General features: G+C 63.9%; 16 protein-coding genes. 5 read left to right on the top strand and 11 right to left on the bottom strand.

Features of this window, described 5'->3' with window-relative positions:
* Positions 1–50: 50 nt before the first annotated feature.
* From ABD283_RS10020 to ABD283_RS09980, 9 genes are all read right to left on the bottom strand, one after another.
* A complete protein-coding gene (locus tag ABD283_RS10020; protein ID WP_129702255.1) occupies positions 51–521 on the bottom strand; it encodes a DUF779 domain-containing protein in 471 nt (156 codons plus the stop codon).
* Between the two features lie 27 nt (positions 522–548).
* Positions 549–2072 (bottom strand): acetaldehyde dehydrogenase ExaC, encoded by a 1524-nt coding sequence (exaC, locus tag ABD283_RS10015; RefSeq protein WP_303382108.1) that lies wholly within the window; start codon positions 2070–2072, stop codon positions 549–551.
* Positions 2073–2204: 132 nt separating this feature from the next.
* Positions 2205–3647: a dicarboxylate/amino acid:cation symporter gene (locus tag ABD283_RS10010; protein ID WP_344224852.1), complete on the bottom strand. Its 1443-nt coding sequence runs from the start codon at positions 3645–3647 to the stop codon at positions 2205–2207.
* 114 nt (positions 3648–3761) lie between these two features.
* On the bottom strand, positions 3762–5384 hold the full coding sequence (locus tag ABD283_RS10005) for a DUF885 domain-containing protein (RefSeq protein ID WP_344224851.1): 1623 nt from the start codon (positions 5382–5384) through the stop codon (positions 3762–3764).
* Between the two features lie 129 nt (positions 5385–5513).
* Complete coding sequence (locus ABD283_RS10000; RefSeq protein WP_344224850.1) at positions 5514–6818, bottom strand: MFS transporter; 1305 nt, start codon at positions 6816–6818, stop codon at positions 5514–5516.
* Positions 6819–6832: 14 nt separating this feature from the next.
* Complete coding sequence (locus ABD283_RS09995) at positions 6833–7924, bottom strand: MauE/DoxX family redox-associated membrane protein (protein ID WP_344224849.1); 1092 nt, start codon at positions 7922–7924, stop codon at positions 6833–6835.
* Positions 7925–7961: 37 nt separating this feature from the next.
* Positions 7962–8237, bottom strand: coding sequence for an acyl-CoA carboxylase subunit epsilon (locus ABD283_RS09990; RefSeq protein WP_344224848.1), 276 nt, complete (start codon positions 8235–8237; stop codon positions 7962–7964).
* Positions 8234–9817 (bottom strand): acyl-CoA carboxylase subunit beta, encoded by a 1584-nt coding sequence (locus tag ABD283_RS09985; protein WP_344224847.1) that lies wholly within the window; start codon positions 9815–9817, stop codon positions 8234–8236. Before ABD283_RS09985 ends, ABD283_RS09990 begins: the two co-directional genes overlap by 4 nt.
* 152 nt (positions 9818–9969) lie before the next feature.
* Positions 9970–10254 carry a YciI family protein gene (locus ABD283_RS09980; protein ID WP_344224846.1) on the bottom strand — a complete coding sequence of 95 codons (285 nt, stop codon included), beginning with the start codon at positions 10252–10254 and terminating at the stop codon, positions 9970–9972.
* A gap of 119 nt (positions 10255–10373) precedes the next feature.
* Here ABD283_RS09980 and ABD283_RS09975 point away from each other — a divergent pair, with 119 nt between their 5' ends.
* From ABD283_RS09975 to ABD283_RS09960, 4 genes are read left to right on the top strand one after another with little or no spacing between them, the layout of a single operon-like run.
* Positions 10374–11309, top strand: coding sequence for a biotin--[acetyl-CoA-carboxylase] ligase (locus tag ABD283_RS09975; protein WP_344224845.1), 936 nt, complete (start codon positions 10374–10376; stop codon positions 11307–11309).
* Positions 11306–11899, top strand: coding sequence for a hypothetical protein (locus ABD283_RS09970; protein WP_344224844.1), 594 nt, complete (start codon positions 11306–11308; stop codon positions 11897–11899). Before ABD283_RS09975 ends, ABD283_RS09970 begins: the two co-directional genes overlap by 4 nt.
* Positions 11892–13052 carry an adenylate/guanylate cyclase domain-containing protein gene (locus ABD283_RS09965; protein ID WP_344224843.1) on the top strand — a complete coding sequence of 387 codons (1161 nt, stop codon included), beginning with the start codon at positions 11892–11894 and terminating at the stop codon, positions 13050–13052. Before ABD283_RS09970 ends, ABD283_RS09965 begins: the two co-directional genes overlap by 8 nt.
* A complete protein-coding gene (locus ABD283_RS09960) occupies positions 13049–13966 on the top strand; it encodes a PP2C family protein-serine/threonine phosphatase (RefSeq protein ID WP_344224842.1) in 918 nt (305 codons plus the stop codon). Before ABD283_RS09965 ends, ABD283_RS09960 begins: the two co-directional genes overlap by 4 nt.
* A gap of 67 nt (positions 13967–14033) precedes the next feature.
* On the opposite strand, the gene ABD283_RS09955 is transcribed toward ABD283_RS09960, so the two are convergent.
* Positions 14034–16145, bottom strand: a complete 2112-nt coding sequence (locus tag ABD283_RS09955; protein ID WP_344224841.1) for an acyl-CoA dehydrogenase family protein — start codon at positions 16143–16145, stop codon at positions 14034–14036.
* Entirely contained in the window at positions 16145–16822 is a 678-nt protein-coding gene (locus ABD283_RS09950; RefSeq protein ID WP_344224840.1) for a TetR/AcrR family transcriptional regulator, read from the bottom strand. The genes ABD283_RS09955 and ABD283_RS09950 overlap by 1 nt, the downstream gene beginning before the upstream one ends.
* 73 nt (positions 16823–16895) lie before the next feature.
* Here ABD283_RS09950 and ABD283_RS09945 point away from each other — a divergent pair, with 73 nt between their 5' ends.
* A complete protein-coding gene (locus ABD283_RS09945) occupies positions 16896–18221 on the top strand; it encodes an acetyl-CoA C-acetyltransferase (RefSeq protein WP_344224839.1) in 1326 nt (441 codons plus the stop codon).
* The last annotated feature ends 11 nt before the right edge of the window (positions 18222–18232 follow it).

Raw genomic sequence — 18232 nt, 5'->3', positions numbered from 1 at the left:
GGTGAAAGGTGGCCTCGCGGTTGTTGACCTACAGGGTGCGTGTTGCGTTCTTACGGGCCTGACTCGACCGGCGGCACGATGCAGAGTTCGCTGCGCGTGAGAAACCTTTTGCCCGTGGGCGCTTCCAGGGAAAACCCCCCGCCCCGACCCGGAATCGCATCGATGATCAAGCGCGTGTGACGCCACACCTCGAATTGTTCGGTCGAGATCCAGAACTCCAAAGGGCCCAGCTCCCCACCGGACGGAGACGGCAACTGGGCAACCCCCAGCAGCGCATCCGCAGCTCCCGTTCGGAATTCTCCGGCGGGAAAGCACATGGGGGATGAACCGTCGCAGCAGCCGCCCGATTGGTGGAACATGAGCGGTCCGTGTTGGTCCCATAGTTCCTGCAGCAAGGCCACGGCGGGCCCGGTGAAGCCCACCCGAGAGGTGGTGTCGCCGGGCACCACCGGGGCGGTCTCGAGCACCACGTGGTACTCAAGACCGCCCAGGTCTTGCGGTTCAAAAGGTTGTGCGCTCATGGCACCTCACTACCTTTCGCTCAGGGTTTAGAAGAAGCCCTGCGCAGTTTCCGTGTAGGACACCAGCAGGTTCTTGGTCTGCTGATAATGGTCCAACATCATCAGGTGGTTCTCGCGTCCGATCCCCGAGGACTTGTACCCGCCGAACGCCGAGTGAGCGGGGTAGTTGTGGTACTGATTCACCCACACGCGACCGGCCTGGATGGCGCGTCCGGCGCGATAGGCAATGTTGCCGCTGCGCGCCCACACGCCGGCGCCGAGCCCGTACAGCGTGTCATTGGCCACGCCGATGGCCTCGTCGTAGGTGCTGAACTTGGCCACCGACAGCACGGGGCCGAAGATCTCCTCCTGGAAGACGCGCATGTCGTTGGTGCCCTCGAACACGGTGGGCTGCACGTAGAAGCCGCCCGCCAGATCGCCGTCGAGCTCGGCGCGTTCACCGCCGATCAGCACCTTGGCGCCCTCCTTCTTACCGATGTCCAAGTAGGAGAGGATCTTCTCGAGCTGATCGGTGGATGCCTGGGCGCCGATCATGGTGTCGGTGTCCAGCGGGTTACCCGCCGTGATCTTGGAGACCCGATCAATACCGTCGGCCAGGAACTGGTCGTAGATCGATTCCTGGACCAGCGCGCGTGAGGGGCACGTGCACACCTCACCCTGGTTCAGCGCGAAGAACGCGAAGCCCTCCAACGCCTTGTCGTAGAAGCCGTCCTTCTGCGCCGCAATGTCCTCGAAGAAGATGTTGGGGGACTTGCCACCCAGTTCCAGCGTGACCGGAATGATGTTCTCGGAGGCGTACTGCATGATCAGGCGGCCTGTGGTGGTCTCACCCGTGAATGCGATTTTGCGGATCCGTTTGTTGGACGCCAGCGGCTTGCCGCATTCTGCGCCGAAACCATTGACGATATTGATGACTCCGGCGGGCACCAGGTCCTTGATGAGCTCCATGAGCACCAAGATTGAGGCGGGAGTCTGCTCGGCGGGCTTGAGCACCACACAGTTACCGGCGGCCAACGCGGGAGCGAGTTTCCACACGGCCATCAGGATCGGGAAGTTCCACGGGATGATCTGGCCCACCACGCCCAGGGGCTCGTGGAAGTGATAGGCCACCGTGTTCTCGTCCAACTGGGACAAGCGGCCCTCTTGGGCGCGGATGGCTCCGGCGAAGTAGCGGAAATGGTCGATTGCGAGCGGGATGTCCGCATTGAGGCATTCGCGAATGGGTTTGCCGTTGTCCCAGGTCTCCGCGACCGCAATGGTTTCGAGGTTCTCTTCCATGCGATCCGCGATCTTGTTCAGCATCAACGCGCGCTCGGTGGGAGACGTGGCATTCCACGACGGCGCTGCGGCCCACGCCGCATCCAAGGCCGCTTCGATGTCCTCGGCGGTGCCGCGGCCCACCTCCGTGAAGGGTTGTCCCGTAATGGGTGTGATGTCTTCGAAGTACTGACCCTTGACGGGCGCCACCCATTCACCGCCGATGAAGTGTTCGTAACGGGGCTTGAAAGTGACCTTGGCGCCGTCCTGGCCGGGCTGTTGGTAAACCGTCATGGCATGAATCTCCTACGTCATTGTGGTGATGTGGTTCACAGTCTAGTGGTTCCGTCGGGGCGGACAAGGAGCGGCACGTGTATCCCGTGCCGCTCCTTGTCTGTGAGTTTTCGCCGTTTTTCGAGTTAGGGCTCAGTCCACGCGTTGCCCGTCACTGGGGCCCGACGCCGCAAGGGCGTGCGATCCCTCGCCGGTTCCGGTTCGGGTGCCGGCCGGGGACAATTGCTGGTGGGTGTCCTCGTCCGAGAACGGCTCACCGGAGCGCTGGGCGTTGTACAGGTCCATGTCGATGATGCCCTCACGCTTGGACACGATCGCGGCCACCAGGGCTTGACCGGTGACGTTGAGCGCGGTGCGACCCATGTCCAGGATCGGGTCCACGGCCAGCAACAGGCCCACTCCCTCGAGCGGCAGACCCAAGGTGGACAGCGTCAGCGTCAGCATGACGGTGGCGCCGGTGGTTCCCGCGGTTGCTGCCGAACCCAGCACGGACACCAGGGCGATCAGCACGAAGTGCATGGGGGTCAGCGCAACACCGTAGAACTGGGCCACGAAGATTGCTGCGACGGCCGGATAAATGGCTGCGCAACCGTCCATCTTGGTGGTGGCGCCCAGCGGGATTACGAAGGACGCGTAATGCCGGGGTACGCCCAGATTCCGTTCGCTCACGCGTTGGGTCAGCGGCATGGTTCCCAGGGACGAACGGGAGACGAAGCCCAGCTGCATGGCCGGCCACACGCCGGAGAAGAACTGCTTTATGGACAGGCCGTTGATCTTGATCAGGATGGGGTAGACCACAAAACCGACCAGGAGCAGACCCACGTACACGGTGATCACAAAGCTGACCAGCGAGCCCATGGAGGTCCAGCCGTATTCGAACACCGCGCGTCCGATCAGACCCAGGGTGCCCAGCGGTGCCAGGCGAATGATCCACCACACGATTCTCTGCATGATTGCCAGACCGGACTGCATGAAGGTCAGGAACGGTTCTGCGGCCTTACCGACCTTGAGCGCGGCAATACCCACCACGGCGGAGATCACCAGGATCTGCAACACGTTGAAGTTCAGTGCCGTGGTCACGGTTTCCGCGTCGGGCATCTTGGAGGTGGCCTCCAGTCCCAGGAAGTTCACCGGGATGATGCCCTTGAGGAATCCGAGCCAGGAGCCCTCGGAGCCCGTGTATTCACCGGGTTGTGCTTGGCCGGTACCCACGCCGGGCTGAATCACCACACCCAACACCATGCCGATCAGCACGGCAATCAGCGCGGTGATCGCAAACCACACCAGGGTCTTCCACGCGAGCCGGGCCGCATTGGAGACGTCGCGGAGGTTGGCGATCGAGGCGATCACGGCGGTCACCACCAGGGGCACCACGGCTGCCTTCAGTAGCGTGACGTAGCTGGCGCCAATGGTGTCCAGCGTGGTCATCAACCAGTTGGGATTCACCTCGGGGTCGCCACCCATGGATGCGGCCAGGGAGCCCAGGAGCACGCCCAGGATCAGGGCGATCAAGATCTGCCAACCGAAGGAGGTCATCCATTTCGGTAGGCGCCGGGTATTTTCTGCGGAATTCATGTCAGCCAGGGTAGGCCGCGGAATCATAAAGCGCACGCGGTGTGTGACGAAATGTTACGTACAAGGCGGCGTCGTCGACGTCGTGGCTCCCAAAGCCCGCGAGAACGCGCGGAACTAGAGAGTCATGGCGTGTGCGAGTGTGTCCAAACCCACGGAGCCCAGCCGCAGGGCACGGCTGTGGAAATGCTTGAGATCGAACTGCTCGCCTTCACGCACCTGCACTTGCTTGCGCAGGTCCAGCCACAGTTCCTGGCCCAGTTTGTACGACGGGGCTTGCCCCGGCCATCCCATGTAACGCAGCCACTCGAAGCGCAGCACGGACGGATCCATGATCACGTTGTGGGTCAGGAAGTCCCAACCGTCCTGCGGGGACCAGACTTCTCCGGCGCGGGCGCTCCCGAGCATTTCCCCCAATTCGGCGGGAACCTTGTAACCACAGTGGAAGCCGACGTCGAAAATCACCCGCACGGTGCGCAGCCGCTGAGAATCCAGCATGCCCATTTGGTCACCAGGATCATCCAAGTAGCCCAGCTCCTCCATGAGCCGCTCGGCGTACAGCGCCCAGCCTTCCCCATGGCCGGAGACCCAGATTCCCATGCGGCGCCAGTCGTTGAGCTCACCGGCGTTGGCCAGGGCGGTCGCGAACTGCAAATGATGGCCGGGGACGCCCTCGTGATACACGGTGGTGGTCTCTTCCCACGTGGCATGCCGGGTGGTGCCCTCGGGCACGGACCACCACATGCGCCCCGGGCGGGAGAAGTCGCTGCTGGGCGGGGTGTAGTAGATTCCGCCGTCCTGGGTGGGCGCGATCATGCACTGCAGGTTGCGCATGGCGTCCGTGAACTCGAAATGGTCCTTGGATAATTCGTCCACAGCCTGATCGGACAGGTCTTGCATCCAGTGCCGTAACGCGTCCGTGGACTCTAGGCGGCGTGCAGGATCTTCGTTCAGGGCCTTCATCGACTCGCGGATGGAGGCACCGGGTGAAATCTGATGTGCCACAAGCCGCTGTTCCTCATCCAGCAGTCGCAGTTGCTCGATGCCCCATTCATACACCTCACGGGGTTCCAGCTGAGCACCGAGGAATGACTGCAGGTGGAGGCGGTATTCCTCCTCACCCACGGCATCCGTTGCCCGGGCGGATGCCGCGAAGTCCTCGTGGAACGCACGCACCAGGAAGGCGTAGGCCTCTCGCGCACTCGTGGCGGCGCTTTCCAGAGAATCACGTAGCGCCGCGGGCACCGACTGGTGGGCCAACAAGGAACCAATGGGACCCTTCAGCTCGGAATAGGCCTCCGCTTGCGCCCCAGCCTCTCGGATCTGAGTCGTCGAGGCCAATTTGCCGAGCGACGCCGCTTCATGCAGCCCCTCGGTGTAGCTCTCCAGCGCGCGTGGTACGTGGCGGAGGCGCTCGATGATCTGCTGCCAGTCCTGCGAATCATTCGTGGGCATGTTGTCGAAAATTTCGCGTACCCACTGCACCGGTGAGGCAATGTTGTTGACGGGAGCCACGTCCAGATCCGCCGCGTGCAGATCCGCTTCCAGCTTCAGCCGGTTGCGCAGCGCGTGAATCGTCACCTGGTCCACTGTGTCCGCCGGCTGCGCGGTGTCCAGCGCGCGAAGGGTCTCGGCTCGTAGTTGGGCGCGATCGGCCCTGCCTTGCGGACCGTAATCAGGGTAGGCGGGACCGTAACCGGTCAGTCCGTTCAACGTGGCCGCGAGAGGGTCCAGCTTCATCGAGCGATCGAAGTGCTGGTTCGCCAGTTCGTCGACCCTGGTGACGGGGCGGTGAACTGTACCTAGCGGGGACAATGCGGGGGTAGTACGTTGAATGGCCTGTTTCTCTATCACGGAAAGCCACATTAGTCATCCTTGATCAAATGACAAGGCGGGACGGGAACGGCGGGCGAATCCCAACCACCAGCTCGCGAGCAATCCGACCACGGCAAAACTCACAGTGACCCACCACGTTGCGTGCCAGCCACCGGCGGTCTGGACCATGAATGCGACGGCGACCGGTCCCGCGAACTGCCCGAGGGCATTGAATTGCTGGCCCAGCCCCAAGCTGGTGCTCACGGTGTCCGGCGCGGGTGCCAAAGCCATTTGTTGAGAGATTGCGGTCGAGGGAATCAGCCCACCCACCGCGGAGAACACGATCACCGCGCCGTAACGCAGCCCGAAGCGCCATTCCGGAACCACCAGTGGGGCGATTCCGAACGCCACCACTGCGCACACAGCCATCGCCGCGAAGCCGACGGTCCACAGCGTGACGGGCTTGACTCCACGACCGAGCGCCTGGCCCGCAGACAGATTTCCGAGCGCATTGCACGCCGCTGCACCGGCACTCAACGCGCCGGCCGAGCCGGCAGCGATCCCGGCCTCCGCATAAATGGTGGGCAGGAACTGGATCACCCCGTTCCATTGCGCGGAGTAGCAACCCATCACGAGTGCCGCCGCCCACAGCGGCCCAGTACTCACCGTGGCCTTGGCTCGCACACCCACCGACCGCGGGGCGGGCGGGGTATTTTCCGACGAGGTCGACGACGCCGCTCGCAGCCCACCGTCGGTTCGTGGCCCAGCCGAGATGACGGCGTCAGGCGGAATGAAGGCGGCCATGGCGATGCCGATGGCCACGGCAAGTGCGGCAGCACCCCACCACCAGGTGCGCCAGCCGATCGAGTCCACGAGGAAGCCACCCGTGAGCTGCGACATGGCGGCGGCCACCGGGAAGAAACAACCCCACAGGCCCACGATCGGCGCCAATCGGCGCGGTGGCACCAAACGCCGGATCAGCGCGGGGGAGGCCACGCACACCACCAGGAAACCCACGCCCTCCAGAATCCGCGAGGCCAGGAGCAGATGGGGTCCCGGTGCCACGGCCCCCATGATCGAACCGACGGCCAGGAAACCGAAGCCCCAGAGACAACCACGGCGCAACCCGATGGAATCATTGAAAAGACCCACGACCATGCCCAGTACCATGCCGGCCACTTGAATCACCGCCACGAGCACACCGGCCTGGCCCAGACTCATGTCGAGTTGTTCGGACAGTGTGCTCAGGGCGGGTGAAAGTTTCCAAACGTGCAGCGCGGCCACCACGCCGCCGATCACGACTAGCAGGGCCTTGAACGTGCCGTGTTCGTCCCTGCCCGAGGGCTCACGGTTGGGCATCAGGCCGCCTGCTGTCACGGGCGCGGAGCTGTCTCGAAGCGCTCGACGAGTTCATCCAGTAACTGGGTCACGGCACCGCTGCCGGCCTCGGGGCCACCTGCGAGCAAACCGTCGGCGCCCAGGACCACGGCCCACGGGTTGCCGACCATGCCGAACGAACTGGCCAGGGAACGGTCCGGATCCACCAGGGCGTTGGCGCGCAGCGACTCGGGTAGGGCGTCGATGGAACTCTCGTGTGCGACGACCGTGTGGATGGCCACGGGGCCCAAGGACTCGGGAAGTACGTGGAGCCGGTCCAGCACGGTGATGCAAGGGCCACAGCCGGGGCTCACATAGAACAAGGCCCGGGCCTGCGTCTGGGCCATGGTCCGGACCGATACTCGCTGGCCTTGGCTGTCCAGGGCGGAAACAAAGGGTACGGGGAGCCGGACATAGTCATCTTCCTCGCCGGCCTCAGGCTCCGGTTGAGTGGTGACATCCGAACCCTCAGGCCCCGCGGTGCCGACGGGGGAAACAGACTGCTGCGAAGCAACGTGTTCGGGCAGCGGAGGGACACTGCTCAGCTGGCCGGCGCTCAAGCCCCTCGGACTCGACGTGCCGCGCTCGGTCCAGATAATCACTCCAATGACCAGCAACGGCACGGCCGCGGCCACCACTGTCCACCACGGGACAGGTAGCGCGGGCCCGTGATAAGAACCTGTGCTCGTCACGATGAAAGCGAAAGCGGCCAACGCCACGAACACCACATTGCGCACCACGGTGCGCCACGACATAGGGGCGCGGGACAGAGACCCGAAGCAACCACACGAGGCGGGATCGCCCTGACGGACGCCGATGCTCACGAACACCGTGAACGTCACGAAGAGCACCACGGCCGCTGCGGTGGCCGCCCAGAGAACGATTCCGGAACTCAACAGCAGGGCCAGAGCCAGGAGGATCTCGACCCAGGGGAGTGCGGTGCGTACAACTCGCGTGTTGATCACGGCGGGCAACGCCATGACATTCAGAGCGCTTTCATCGGTTTTCCGGGTGAGCAACTTGGCCACACCACTGGCCAGGAGTAGAAAGGCAAGACTCCACAACACACTCGCAACAATGACATTCACGCTCACCATTATGCTGCGGCCTACATGAAAACCGGGTTTAGGTCTCCGGTCGTGTGCGCCGCCAGGCGCCCCATCCGGGGCGTAACTTCATGCCCAGGCGCATGCGGCGGGACTGCACCCGCGGTACGCGAACGGGCGCGGCGTGCGAATCGCCCGCGGTGTTGTCATGGGCCATGAACACTGCGGTGAGCGCGGCGAGTTCCTCGGCAGTGGGGTTGCCACGCGTAACTGTGAACAGTGGCTCGCGCTTGTCGTCCGCGTCCACCGATTCCAGCCGGGACACCGCCTCCTGTGCCTTCTCGCGTGCGGTCACAGCGGGATGTTCCCGTGCTTCTTGGCGGGCATCGAGGCCCGCTTATCGGCCAGACCGCGCAGGGCCTTGATGATCTGCGTGCGGGTCTCCGAGGGGATGATCACCGAATCCACGAAACCCAGCTCTGCGGCCTGATAGGGGTTCAGCAGATCTTCCTCGAACTTCTGGGCGAGCTCGGCGCGCAGCTCCGCGGTGTCCTCACCGTTCTCCGCGGCGGCCTTGAGATCGCGACGGTAGAGAATCTCCACCGCACCCTGGGCGCCCATCACACCGATCTGTGCGGTGGGCCATGCCAAGTTGATGTCAGCGCCCAATTTCTTGGAGCCCATCACGATGTACGCGCCACCATAGGCCTTGCGGGTGATCAGGGTGACCATGGGAACGGTGGCCTCGGCGTAGGCGTAGAGCAGTTTGGCACCGCGGCGGATGATGCCGTTGAACTCTTGATCGGTGCCGGGCAAGAACCCGGGAACGTCCACGAAGGTCAGGATCGGAATATTGAAGGCATCGCAGTGGCGCACAAAACGTGCGGCCTTCTCCGAGGCTGCGATGTCCAGGGTGCCGGCGAACTGCATGGGCTGATTGGCCACGATGCCCACCGTCTGACCCTCCACACGGCCGTAACCGACCATCACGTTGGGCGCGTAGAGCTCCTGGATCTGCATGAAGTGACCGTCGTCCAGCACGGTCTCGATCACGGTGCGCATGTCATAGGGCTGATTGGCCGAGTCCGGGATCAGCGTGTCCAGCTCCAGATCCTCGTCGTCAATCTCCATGATCTGGTCGTGTTCCATGCGCGGGGAATCCTGCAGGTTGTTGCCGGGCAGGTATTCGAGCAGCTCGTGTACGAAGTCGAAGGCGTCCTGTTCGTCCTCCGCCAGGTAGGCAGCCGTGCCGGTGCGCTCGTTGTGGGAGCGGGCACCGCCCAGGGTCTCCATGTCCACTTCTTCACCGGTGACGGTCTTGATCACGTCCGGGCCGGTGATGAACATGTGGGAGGTCTTGTCCACCATGACCACAAAGTCAGTTAATGCGGGCGAGTACGCGGCACCGCCCGCGCACGGGCCCATGATCAGAGAGATCTGGGGAACCACGCCGGAAGAGCGCACGTTCATGCGGAAAATATCGGCGAACATCGCCAAGGAGGCCACGCCCTCCTGGATACGAGCGCCACCACCATCGTTGATCCCGATCAGAGGGCAGCCGTTGCGTAAGGCGAACTTTTGAACCTTGACGATCTTCTCGCCGTTGACCTGGGACAGGGAGCCGCCGAACACGCCGAAGTCCTGCGAGTACACAGCCACCAGCCGGCCATCCACAGTGCCGTAACCGGTCACCACGCCGTCTCCCAGCAGCTTTTTCTTCTCCATGCCGAACATGGTGGAGTGGTGCACAGCCAGTGCATCGAACTCCACGAAGGAGTCCACGTCCAGGAGCATCTCAATGCGCTCGCGGGCGGTGTTCTTCCCGCGGGAATGCTGCTTCTCGACCGCTGCGTCACCGGCGGGCCGCTCGGACTTCTCACGGCGGTCGCGGAAATCGGCGATCTTGCCTGCGGTGGTAGTCAGGTCGTGGCTCATGGCACCTCGCGTTTTCTCGGTCCGGTACAAGGATGGGAGTACCGGTGTCCCAGGTTCAGGACGTCACAAGTTTATTCTGCGGGGTGTCCCATGCCTTTGTAGGGGTCCCACAATCCCGTGACGGGTTCTTACACGTGATCATTCTCAGGGGATCATGCCCATGGGCCGGTGTTGATGCTCCATTCACGCACGCTGTGTTCGGTCACTGCACCGTGCACGACCAACGGATCGTCGGCCAGAATGTCATGGACCTCCTGTGCGCTTTCGGCGGAGAACACGAGCAGGGCGCCGGCAGCGCCGTCGTCCGTGAAAGGCCCGGAGCCCATGACCTTGCCCTGCTGCGCCAACTCGCCGAGGTACGCGCGGTGGGCTGGGCGGTGTTCGTTGAGAACTTCCACGGGGCCACCGTAGGAATAGGTCACTGCGAAAATGGTCATAGTTGCCTCTCGCCGGCTGTCATGTTGGATTGCTCTCATTCAGCTTATGCCCCGACAGCGGCGGTAGACATAAGCTGAGTAATATCGATTTTCACGTCCCCCTCAAAGGAGTCGCCCGCATGGACCCCACTGCCCAGGAACCGGCAGCGGATTTCCATGCTGACCGGTTGCAGGCCGCGCTGGTGGACTCGGGATTCGCGTCCGTCACCGTGCTCGACCAGGTGGATTCCACCAACGTCTGGCTGGCCGATCACGTGCGGCAGAACGGTGGTACCGACCTCAGTGCGGTGGTCACCGGTTTTCAGAGTGCAGGCAAGGGCCGTCTGGACCGGCAATGGTTCACACCCCCGGGCGTGGCGCTCACCTTTTCCGTGGCGTGCACGCCACGCACCGCGGCGGGCGCCCCGTGGCCCATGGAGTATGTGCCGTGGCTGACGCTCCTTATGGCGCACAGCGTGACGCAGGCGGTCCGGGACATCACGGGAGTTCCGGCGGTGGTCAAGTGGCCCAACGACGTGCTGGTGAACTCACGCAAATTATGCGGTGTACTGGCCTCGTTGATTGCTCACCCCGACGGTTCGGGACCCAGCGTGGTGGTGGGGGCTGGCCTCAACGTCAGCCAGCGTCACCTTCCTATCCCCACCGCCACCTCTCTGCGACTCGAGGTGGGCGACGACGCCGCTGTGCCCGGCCGTCAGACGTTGCTCACCGACATTCTGCGCGAGTTCGCTCGTTGCTATCACCAGGTGAGCTTGAATCCCGGTGCCGCGCTCGGCCCGGGCGGTGAAATGCGCGCCCTCCTCGAATCCGAGGTGGACACCATTGGGCGCCGGGTGGTTCTCCACCTGCCTGGATCGTCCGTGCCCGAGGAAGCAGTGGCCGAGGGGTTGGGAACTTCGGGCGAGCTCATCGTGCGGGGGGACAGCGGCGCGGCGCGCGCATTGTCCGCGGGCGACGTCGTCCACGTGCGACCGGCACCCGGTAAGGACAGGACGGCCGCGGAACAACGCGCCCTGGAGCATGTCGCTCGAGCGACCTCGGGGGAGCGAGCATGAGGTCGAAAAACCGTTTGGTGCTCAGGCCGGGTGAAGAAACCATTGTGTCCACTCGGGCGCATCCCATCCGATTGGTGGGGCCGGCAGCGATCGCATGGTGCACCGTGCTGCTGTATTCCGCGCTGCAGCGACTGCTGGACCTTACGTGGCGGCCTTACGAAGCGCCGTGGACCACGCTGCACTCGCTCGTGGGTTGGATGATTACCCTGGCCGCATTGTGGGTCGCCTACCGCTACGTGCTGTTGCCGGCGTGGCGCTGGCTGCGCACCGTATTCGTGCTGACCAACCAACGCCTTGCGCTGACCGGGCCGCCCGCCAAGGACAATGTGGTGGCTCTGCCCCTGGACGCCCTGCGCAGCGCGCGCGTAGTGGCGCCCGCGGGACTGCTTGCCATGCTGACGCGAGGAGTGGACCGGGGCACCGTCATGGCGGACTTCGGAGCCCTCGGCGGTCTGAAACTGGCTTCCTGCCCGCAACCCGAGGCCATGGTTGACCTGGTTCAACAGTCCGGAAGGCCCGCAGGCAATTACAGTAGGTCTGGCATGACCACATCACCGAGCAGAAGTTTCCAAGGAGGGCCGCGTGGCTGAAGACCCCAACGAGCGCTCAGACCAGCCCGTGGTCGGTCCGCAGACCGAACAGATCAACCTCAATCTCCACAATCCTGTGCAGTCCAACTTGTACGGCTCGGAGGAGTCCAAGGCCGCCGTCAAGAACCTCGATCAGCTGTTGTTGGGTTCCGAGCGCAACCTCAAACGCAGGGAAACCGCTCACGCCGCGGACCTGTCGACCGCGTCCGCGCGGAAGATCTGGAGAGCCCTGGGATTCCCGAATCTCGGCGAAGACGAGGTCTACTTCACCCAGGAGGACGTCCGAGCCCTCCGGGTGGTTTCTGACATGGTGCAGCAGGACAAGCTCTCAGAGGAAGCCGCGCTGTCCCTGGCACGATCCGTGGCGCAGTTATCGGACCGCATGGTCGTGTGGCAGATCGAAGCTCTCGTCGAAGACATGGTGGCCCACCAGGGTATGACCGATGCGCAGGCCCGGCGCGAGCTTCTGCACATCCTCCCGGACATGGTGGAGCCCCTTAAGAAGCTGCTCGATTACTCGTGGCGCCGTCAGCTCTCGGCCGCGGTGCAGCGGCTGGCCATGCGCGGGGAACGCCCCGACGGTTCCACCGAGAGTTTGGGCGAACACGTGGCCGACGTGGGGGGATCGTCACTTCCCTTGGCCCGTGGCGTGGGGTTCGCAGATCTGGTCTCCTATACGTCCCTGTCGCGGCAGATGAACGAGCGGACCCTGGCCAATCTGGTGCAGCGTTTTGAGAAACGATGCGCTGAGATCATTTCCATGGGCGGCGGAAGAGTCATCAAGACCATCGGTGACGAGGTCATGTTCCTCTCCGAAACACCCGAGGGCGGCGCTCAGATCTCGCTGGCGCTGTCCCGGCTGATCAAGAACGACCCGCTGCTGCCGCAGGCACGCGTCGCCTTCGTCTGGGGGCGAGTGCTCCCTCGGCTGGGCGACCTTTACGGCCCCACCGTGAACTTGGCTTCCCGTTTGGTCGCACTCACCGACCCCGGTGGCGTGGTGGTGGATGCCTCCACGGCAACGGTGCTGAAGAATGACAACCGGTTCGTGTTGACGCCCCAGCCTTCCCGGAATGTCCGCGGCTTCGGCGACGTACAGCCGGTATCCATCACCCAGGGCGAAGGTCCCCGACTGGAAGAAGAGGACGAATGAGCATGCCCCTGGCCATCCGATCGGGCGGCGTGACCGATCGTGGGCTGCGCAGGGAATCCAATGAGGATGCCCTGGTCGTCACCGACAACATGGTTGCCGTCGCGGACGGCATGGGAGGCCACGAGGCCGGCGAGGTCGCCAGTGCGCTGTGCGTGTCCACGTTGGGCTCGTCCGAGTTGTTCACCCTGGACGACTTCATGGATTACCAGATCGTAGAACCCGAGCCCGGTTTGGACGTCTCGCGATTCCGCGCGATGATCGACCGGCAGCTCAAATTGGATCCGGACGTTCCTAATGAGGCGCTCGAAGCAGTCCACCGACTGCGTTCGGTGCTGTGGGAGGCGGACCAGTCCATCCAGGACCAGTGCGGCACCCGCGCAGGCACCACGGTCACGGGAGCTTGGCTCGTGGAAATCGCGGGCCAGTGGCTCTGGCTCATCTTCAACGTGGGTGATTCCCGCACCTACGAGCTCACCGGTCCGGGCGTGGGCGAGCGCCCCACCGATCCCGAGCACCCCGTGGGCGTGCGTCAGCTGACCGTGGATCATTCAGAGGTCCAATACCTGGTGTCCATCGGGCAACTGACTCCGGCCCAGGCCCTGGTGCACCCGCGGCGCAACGTGATCACCCGCGCGCTGGGGACCGGTCAGGTGTGGGAACCGGACATCATCGTGATTCCGGCGAGCCCGGGTCAACGGTTGCTCATGTGCTCGGACGGATTGACCGGTGAACTGTCCCCGGCGCACATCGCACGCGTGCTGCACGCGGTACAGCACCCCAAAGAGGCCGCGGACGTCCTTCTGCAGGCCGCCCTGCGCACCGGTGGCCGGGACAACGTGACGCTCATTGTCGCGGACGTCCTCGAAGCCGACGATCCCAGGGTCAACACCGGCAGCATCAAACGCATCAGCTAGTACCACTGAATTGCCGACGCCGCCCGCGAAACTTTCGCGGGCGGCGTCGGCAATTCAACGGTGAGACTTACGCGTGGTGACCGCGCGTTTCCGCCTTGGGATCGCGCGGGGGCTTGGCCTCCTTGGCGGGGGCATCACCACTGGCACGCAAACGGCGGAAGTATTCGTCCGCTTCCTGCTGGCGCTCTTCCTCCACGGTTCCCGCGATTTCTGCGCGCAGCAGTTCGGGACTGAGGCCGAAGGAATCCACGAGTTCCAATGCGTAGGGGCGCAGGCGGGCGATCAACCGGTTCACGTAACTCTGCAGGGCACGGCCGCGGCGCATGGAGAGCCGACCGTACGCCAAGTACCATCCAAGGTTCTCTTCGAGCAGGTGAAGGCCGAACAGATCACGCAGCCAGGTGAGGACGCGTTTGGTGCCGGGATCCTGAATCTTTTCGAGGCCCTCGGTGAAGGCCTCCCACTGCAGCAATTGCGCGTGCGAACGGGCGGCTTCGATCAGGCGGTGCTGGTTGTTGTTGAAGACCTCGGCCTTCTCGCTCTTGGACTTGCGAGCCGCCGCGCGCATCTCATCCGCGACGTCCTCGATGATCGTTTCGACCCGGTCCATCAACAGGGCGCGCTGCGCCTCAGGATCGCGCAGGGCATTGACGGATTTACGGGCGTCACCGGTGTCCGTGAAGGCCTGGGTGAGCTTCCGCAAACCGGAACGGTTGAAACCGGCCTCGGTGGCGCGGTCTGCCACGTAACGGGCCATGACTCCCATGTCCGGGTTTTTGAACTCGTCAGAGTAGTCGGTGAGCAAGCGCTTGGCGACCAGTTGCAGGAGAACGGTGTTGTCACCTTCGAACGTTGCGTAGATGTCCAGGTCCGCGCGCAACTGGGGGATGCGGTTCTTGGCCATGAACCCGGCACCACCGCAGGCTTCACGGGCTTCCTGGAGGGTGTCCAGGGCGCTCCAGGTGGACATCGACTTGAACGCGGCCGCCAAGGTTTCCAAGTCCTGACGGTTGCCGTCCGAATCATCCTCACCGGAGAAGACCTCATGGAACTTGTCGAGCAATTGCTGGTGGGCGAAGATCATCGCGTAGGTCTCCGCGATGCGGGGGATCAACCGGCGCTGGTGCTGCTGGTAATCCATGAGCGTCTGCTCGCGGATGTCGGAATCCGTGTTGAACTGGCGGCGCTGTTCCGCGTAGCGCACGGCAATGCTCAGGCCCATTTGATTCGCGAGAGTGGCGGCACCGTCCAGGGACACACGCCCCTGCACCAGGGTGCCGATCATGGTGAAGAAACGGCGACCCGGAGAAGCAATGGGGGAGGAGTACTCCCCGTTCTCGTCCACGTTTCCGTACTTGTTGAGCAGGTTGAAGCGCGGCACACGAACATTGGTGAAGTGCAGTCGACCGTTGTCCACGCCGTTGAGCCCGCCCTTGCGGCCATCGTCCTCACCACCGACACCCGGCAAGAACTCGCCGTTGTCGTCGCGGATGGGTACGTACAAGCAGTGCACGCCGTGATTGACGCCCTTGACGATCAGCTGAGCGAAGACCACCGCGGCCTTGCCGTGGACCGCCGCGTTGCCCAGATAGTCCTTCCACGCAGCCTTGAACGGGGTATGGATCTCGAACTCGTCCGAGTCGGGAAGGTACGTCGCGGTCGTGCCGATCGAGGCGACGTCGGATCCGTGACCGATCTCCGTCATGGCGAACACGCCGGGCGTGTTGAGATTCAAGATGTCCGGCAGCCACTCGAGGTGATGCTCCTTGGAGCCCAGGTTGAGAACCGCCGAACCGAACAGGCCCCACTGCACACCCGACTTGATCTGCAGGGACGGATCCGCCAGGACCAGCTCCTCGAACGCGGACACATTTGCGCCGGGGCTGTTGGAACCGCCCAGGTACTCGGGCATGCCCACCAGGGCGGTGCCGGCGTCGCGCAGGATTTTGACCTGCTCGAAGGTGAGGTCGCGCTGGTCCTCGAACGTGAGGTTGTGGTTGCTGTGCAGACGGGGGTCCAGGGCGCGCTCGCGGGCGGCCTTGCGAGCCTCGGGCCAACGGCCCAGTAGAACCTCGCCGAGACCTGCCACGTCAATGTGCGTGGGCAATGCGGCGTCCTCGGACACCTGCGCCATCTGCTGGGTGGACGGGTTGGACGGAAGATGAGTGGTTGCAGTCATCATGACTCCTGAGGGGTTGTCTGTGCAGAGGCATCCTCTGCGGAGAGCGTGGTGTACGTGTCCGGCCGTAAGCCCTGAACGGCCCAGCCGGTAATGAGCTGACTCATGGCGGGTCGGTCCGGCTTGTCATCCGTGTCCGGCAGGGCCAGCCAGGCCTCGCCTGCGCCGCGGACCATGCCCACCGTGGACGCTGCCCAGCACTGCAGCAGGGCCTCGGGCATGGCCTGTTCGCCTCGGTGGCGAATGTGCTGGTCCATGAGCAGTTGGCACACAGAGTCAAGGAACTGTTCGATGGCCGAATCCCCGTCAGCCGGCGCGGTGACCACGAACCGGTAAACGTCCGCGGAGGCTTCCACGGACTTGAGGTACTCCTTCACGAGCGCGTGCACAGTGGCCGCGAAAGAGTCCGCCTCGTGCGCGGCGGCAACCATGCGAGTTCGCATCCGAGACACGAAGTATTCACCCACGGCCGCTTGTACACCGGACTTGTCTTTGAAATACCGGTAGAAGACGGACTTGGACGTACCGCACGCGGTGGCGATCTCCTCCATGGAGATCCCGGCACCGTGGGCGGCCACCGCGTCACGCGCGGCGGTAATCAGCTCGATGCGTCGCTTGGCGCGGTGGCGTTGCCACCGTGAATTTCGACCATCAACATTCTCTGTGACCTGTTTCACGATACCGAGAGTATCAGCTACTGTGGGTTTCAGGTGATTCGCACCATATCGATCTACGAGGAGTAGCCCTTCCATGGACAACAACCAGCAGAACGCACAGCAGTCCTTCCGACGCGCCGTGGTGGTCGCGGGCAACCGCATCCCCTTTGCTCGCGCGGGCGGTGCCTACGCGAATGCATCGAACCAGGACATGCTGACCACTGCCATCGACGGACTCGTGGCTCGCGCCGGTATTTCCGGCGAGCGTCTGGGCGCTGTGGCAGGCGGTGCGGTGCTCAAGCACTCCCGCGATTTCAACCTCACGCGTGAGGCCGTGCTGGGTTCTGCCTTGGACCCCGCCACTCCCGCGTTCGACATCCAGATGGCGTGTGCGACCGGAATGGAAACCGTGAGCACGATTTCCAACAAGATTCGCCTGGGGCAGATCGAAGCGGGCATCGCCAGCGGTGTGGACTCCGCATCTGACGCGCCGATCGCCGTGAGCGAGGGGCTGCGCCGCGCGCTCCTGCAGTTGCAGCGCGCTAAGACCACGACACAGAAGCTCAAGGCGCTCAAGAACCTGCGCCCCAATGACTTGATGCCTGCCGCTCCCACTACCGGGGAGCCCCGCACCGGACTGAGCATGGGTGAACACCAGGCCCTCACGACCCAGCAGTGGGGCGTGAGCCGCGAGGATCAGGACCAGATCGCGGCGTCGTCGCACCAGAACCTGGCCGCCGCCTACGACCGCGGCTTCTTCGATGACCTGATCACCCCGTTCAAGGGCCTGTCCAAGGACAACAACATGCGCGCCGATTCCACCGTGGAGAAGCTCGCCACGCTGAATCCCGTGTTCGGCAAAAAGCTGTCCGGCGAGGCCACGATGACCGCCGGTAACTCCACCCCGCTCACGGACGGTTCCTCCGCGGTGCTGATCGCCAATGAGGACTGGGCCGCCGAGCATCACCTCACGCCCCTGGCCGAGGTCGTCGACTCTGAAGCCGCCGCAGTGGATTTCGTCAGTGGTAACGAGGGCCTGCTCATGGCTCCCGCCTATGCCGTGCCGCGTCTGCTGGCTCGTCAGGGCCTCACTCTGCAGGATATGGACCTCATCGAGATCCATGAGGCCTTCGCTTCCACCGTGCTGGCCATCATGGCCGCATGGGAATCGGAGGAGTTCTGCCGCGATCGTCTGGGCTTGTCCGCACCGGTGGGCACGGTGGATCGTTCCAAGCTCAACGTGAACGGCTCGTCGCTCGCCGCAGGTCACCCGTTCGCCGCAACCGGCGGCCGCATCGTGGCCTCCACCGCCAAGGAACTTGCCGCCCGCGCCAAGGCAGAGGGCCGTCCGCAGACCGCACTCATCTCGGTGTGCGCCGCCGGCGGCCAGGGCGTGGCCATGATCTTGCGTTCCGTCTAAGACATTCCCCC

The sequence above is a fragment of the Kocuria atrinae genome (assembly GCF_039531425.1).
Lineage (GTDB): Bacteria > Actinomycetota > Actinomycetes > Actinomycetales > Micrococcaceae > Kocuria > Kocuria atrinae.
Note: the sequence above shows the minus strand (reverse complement) of the source record. Positions and strands in the feature narration are given on the sequence as shown.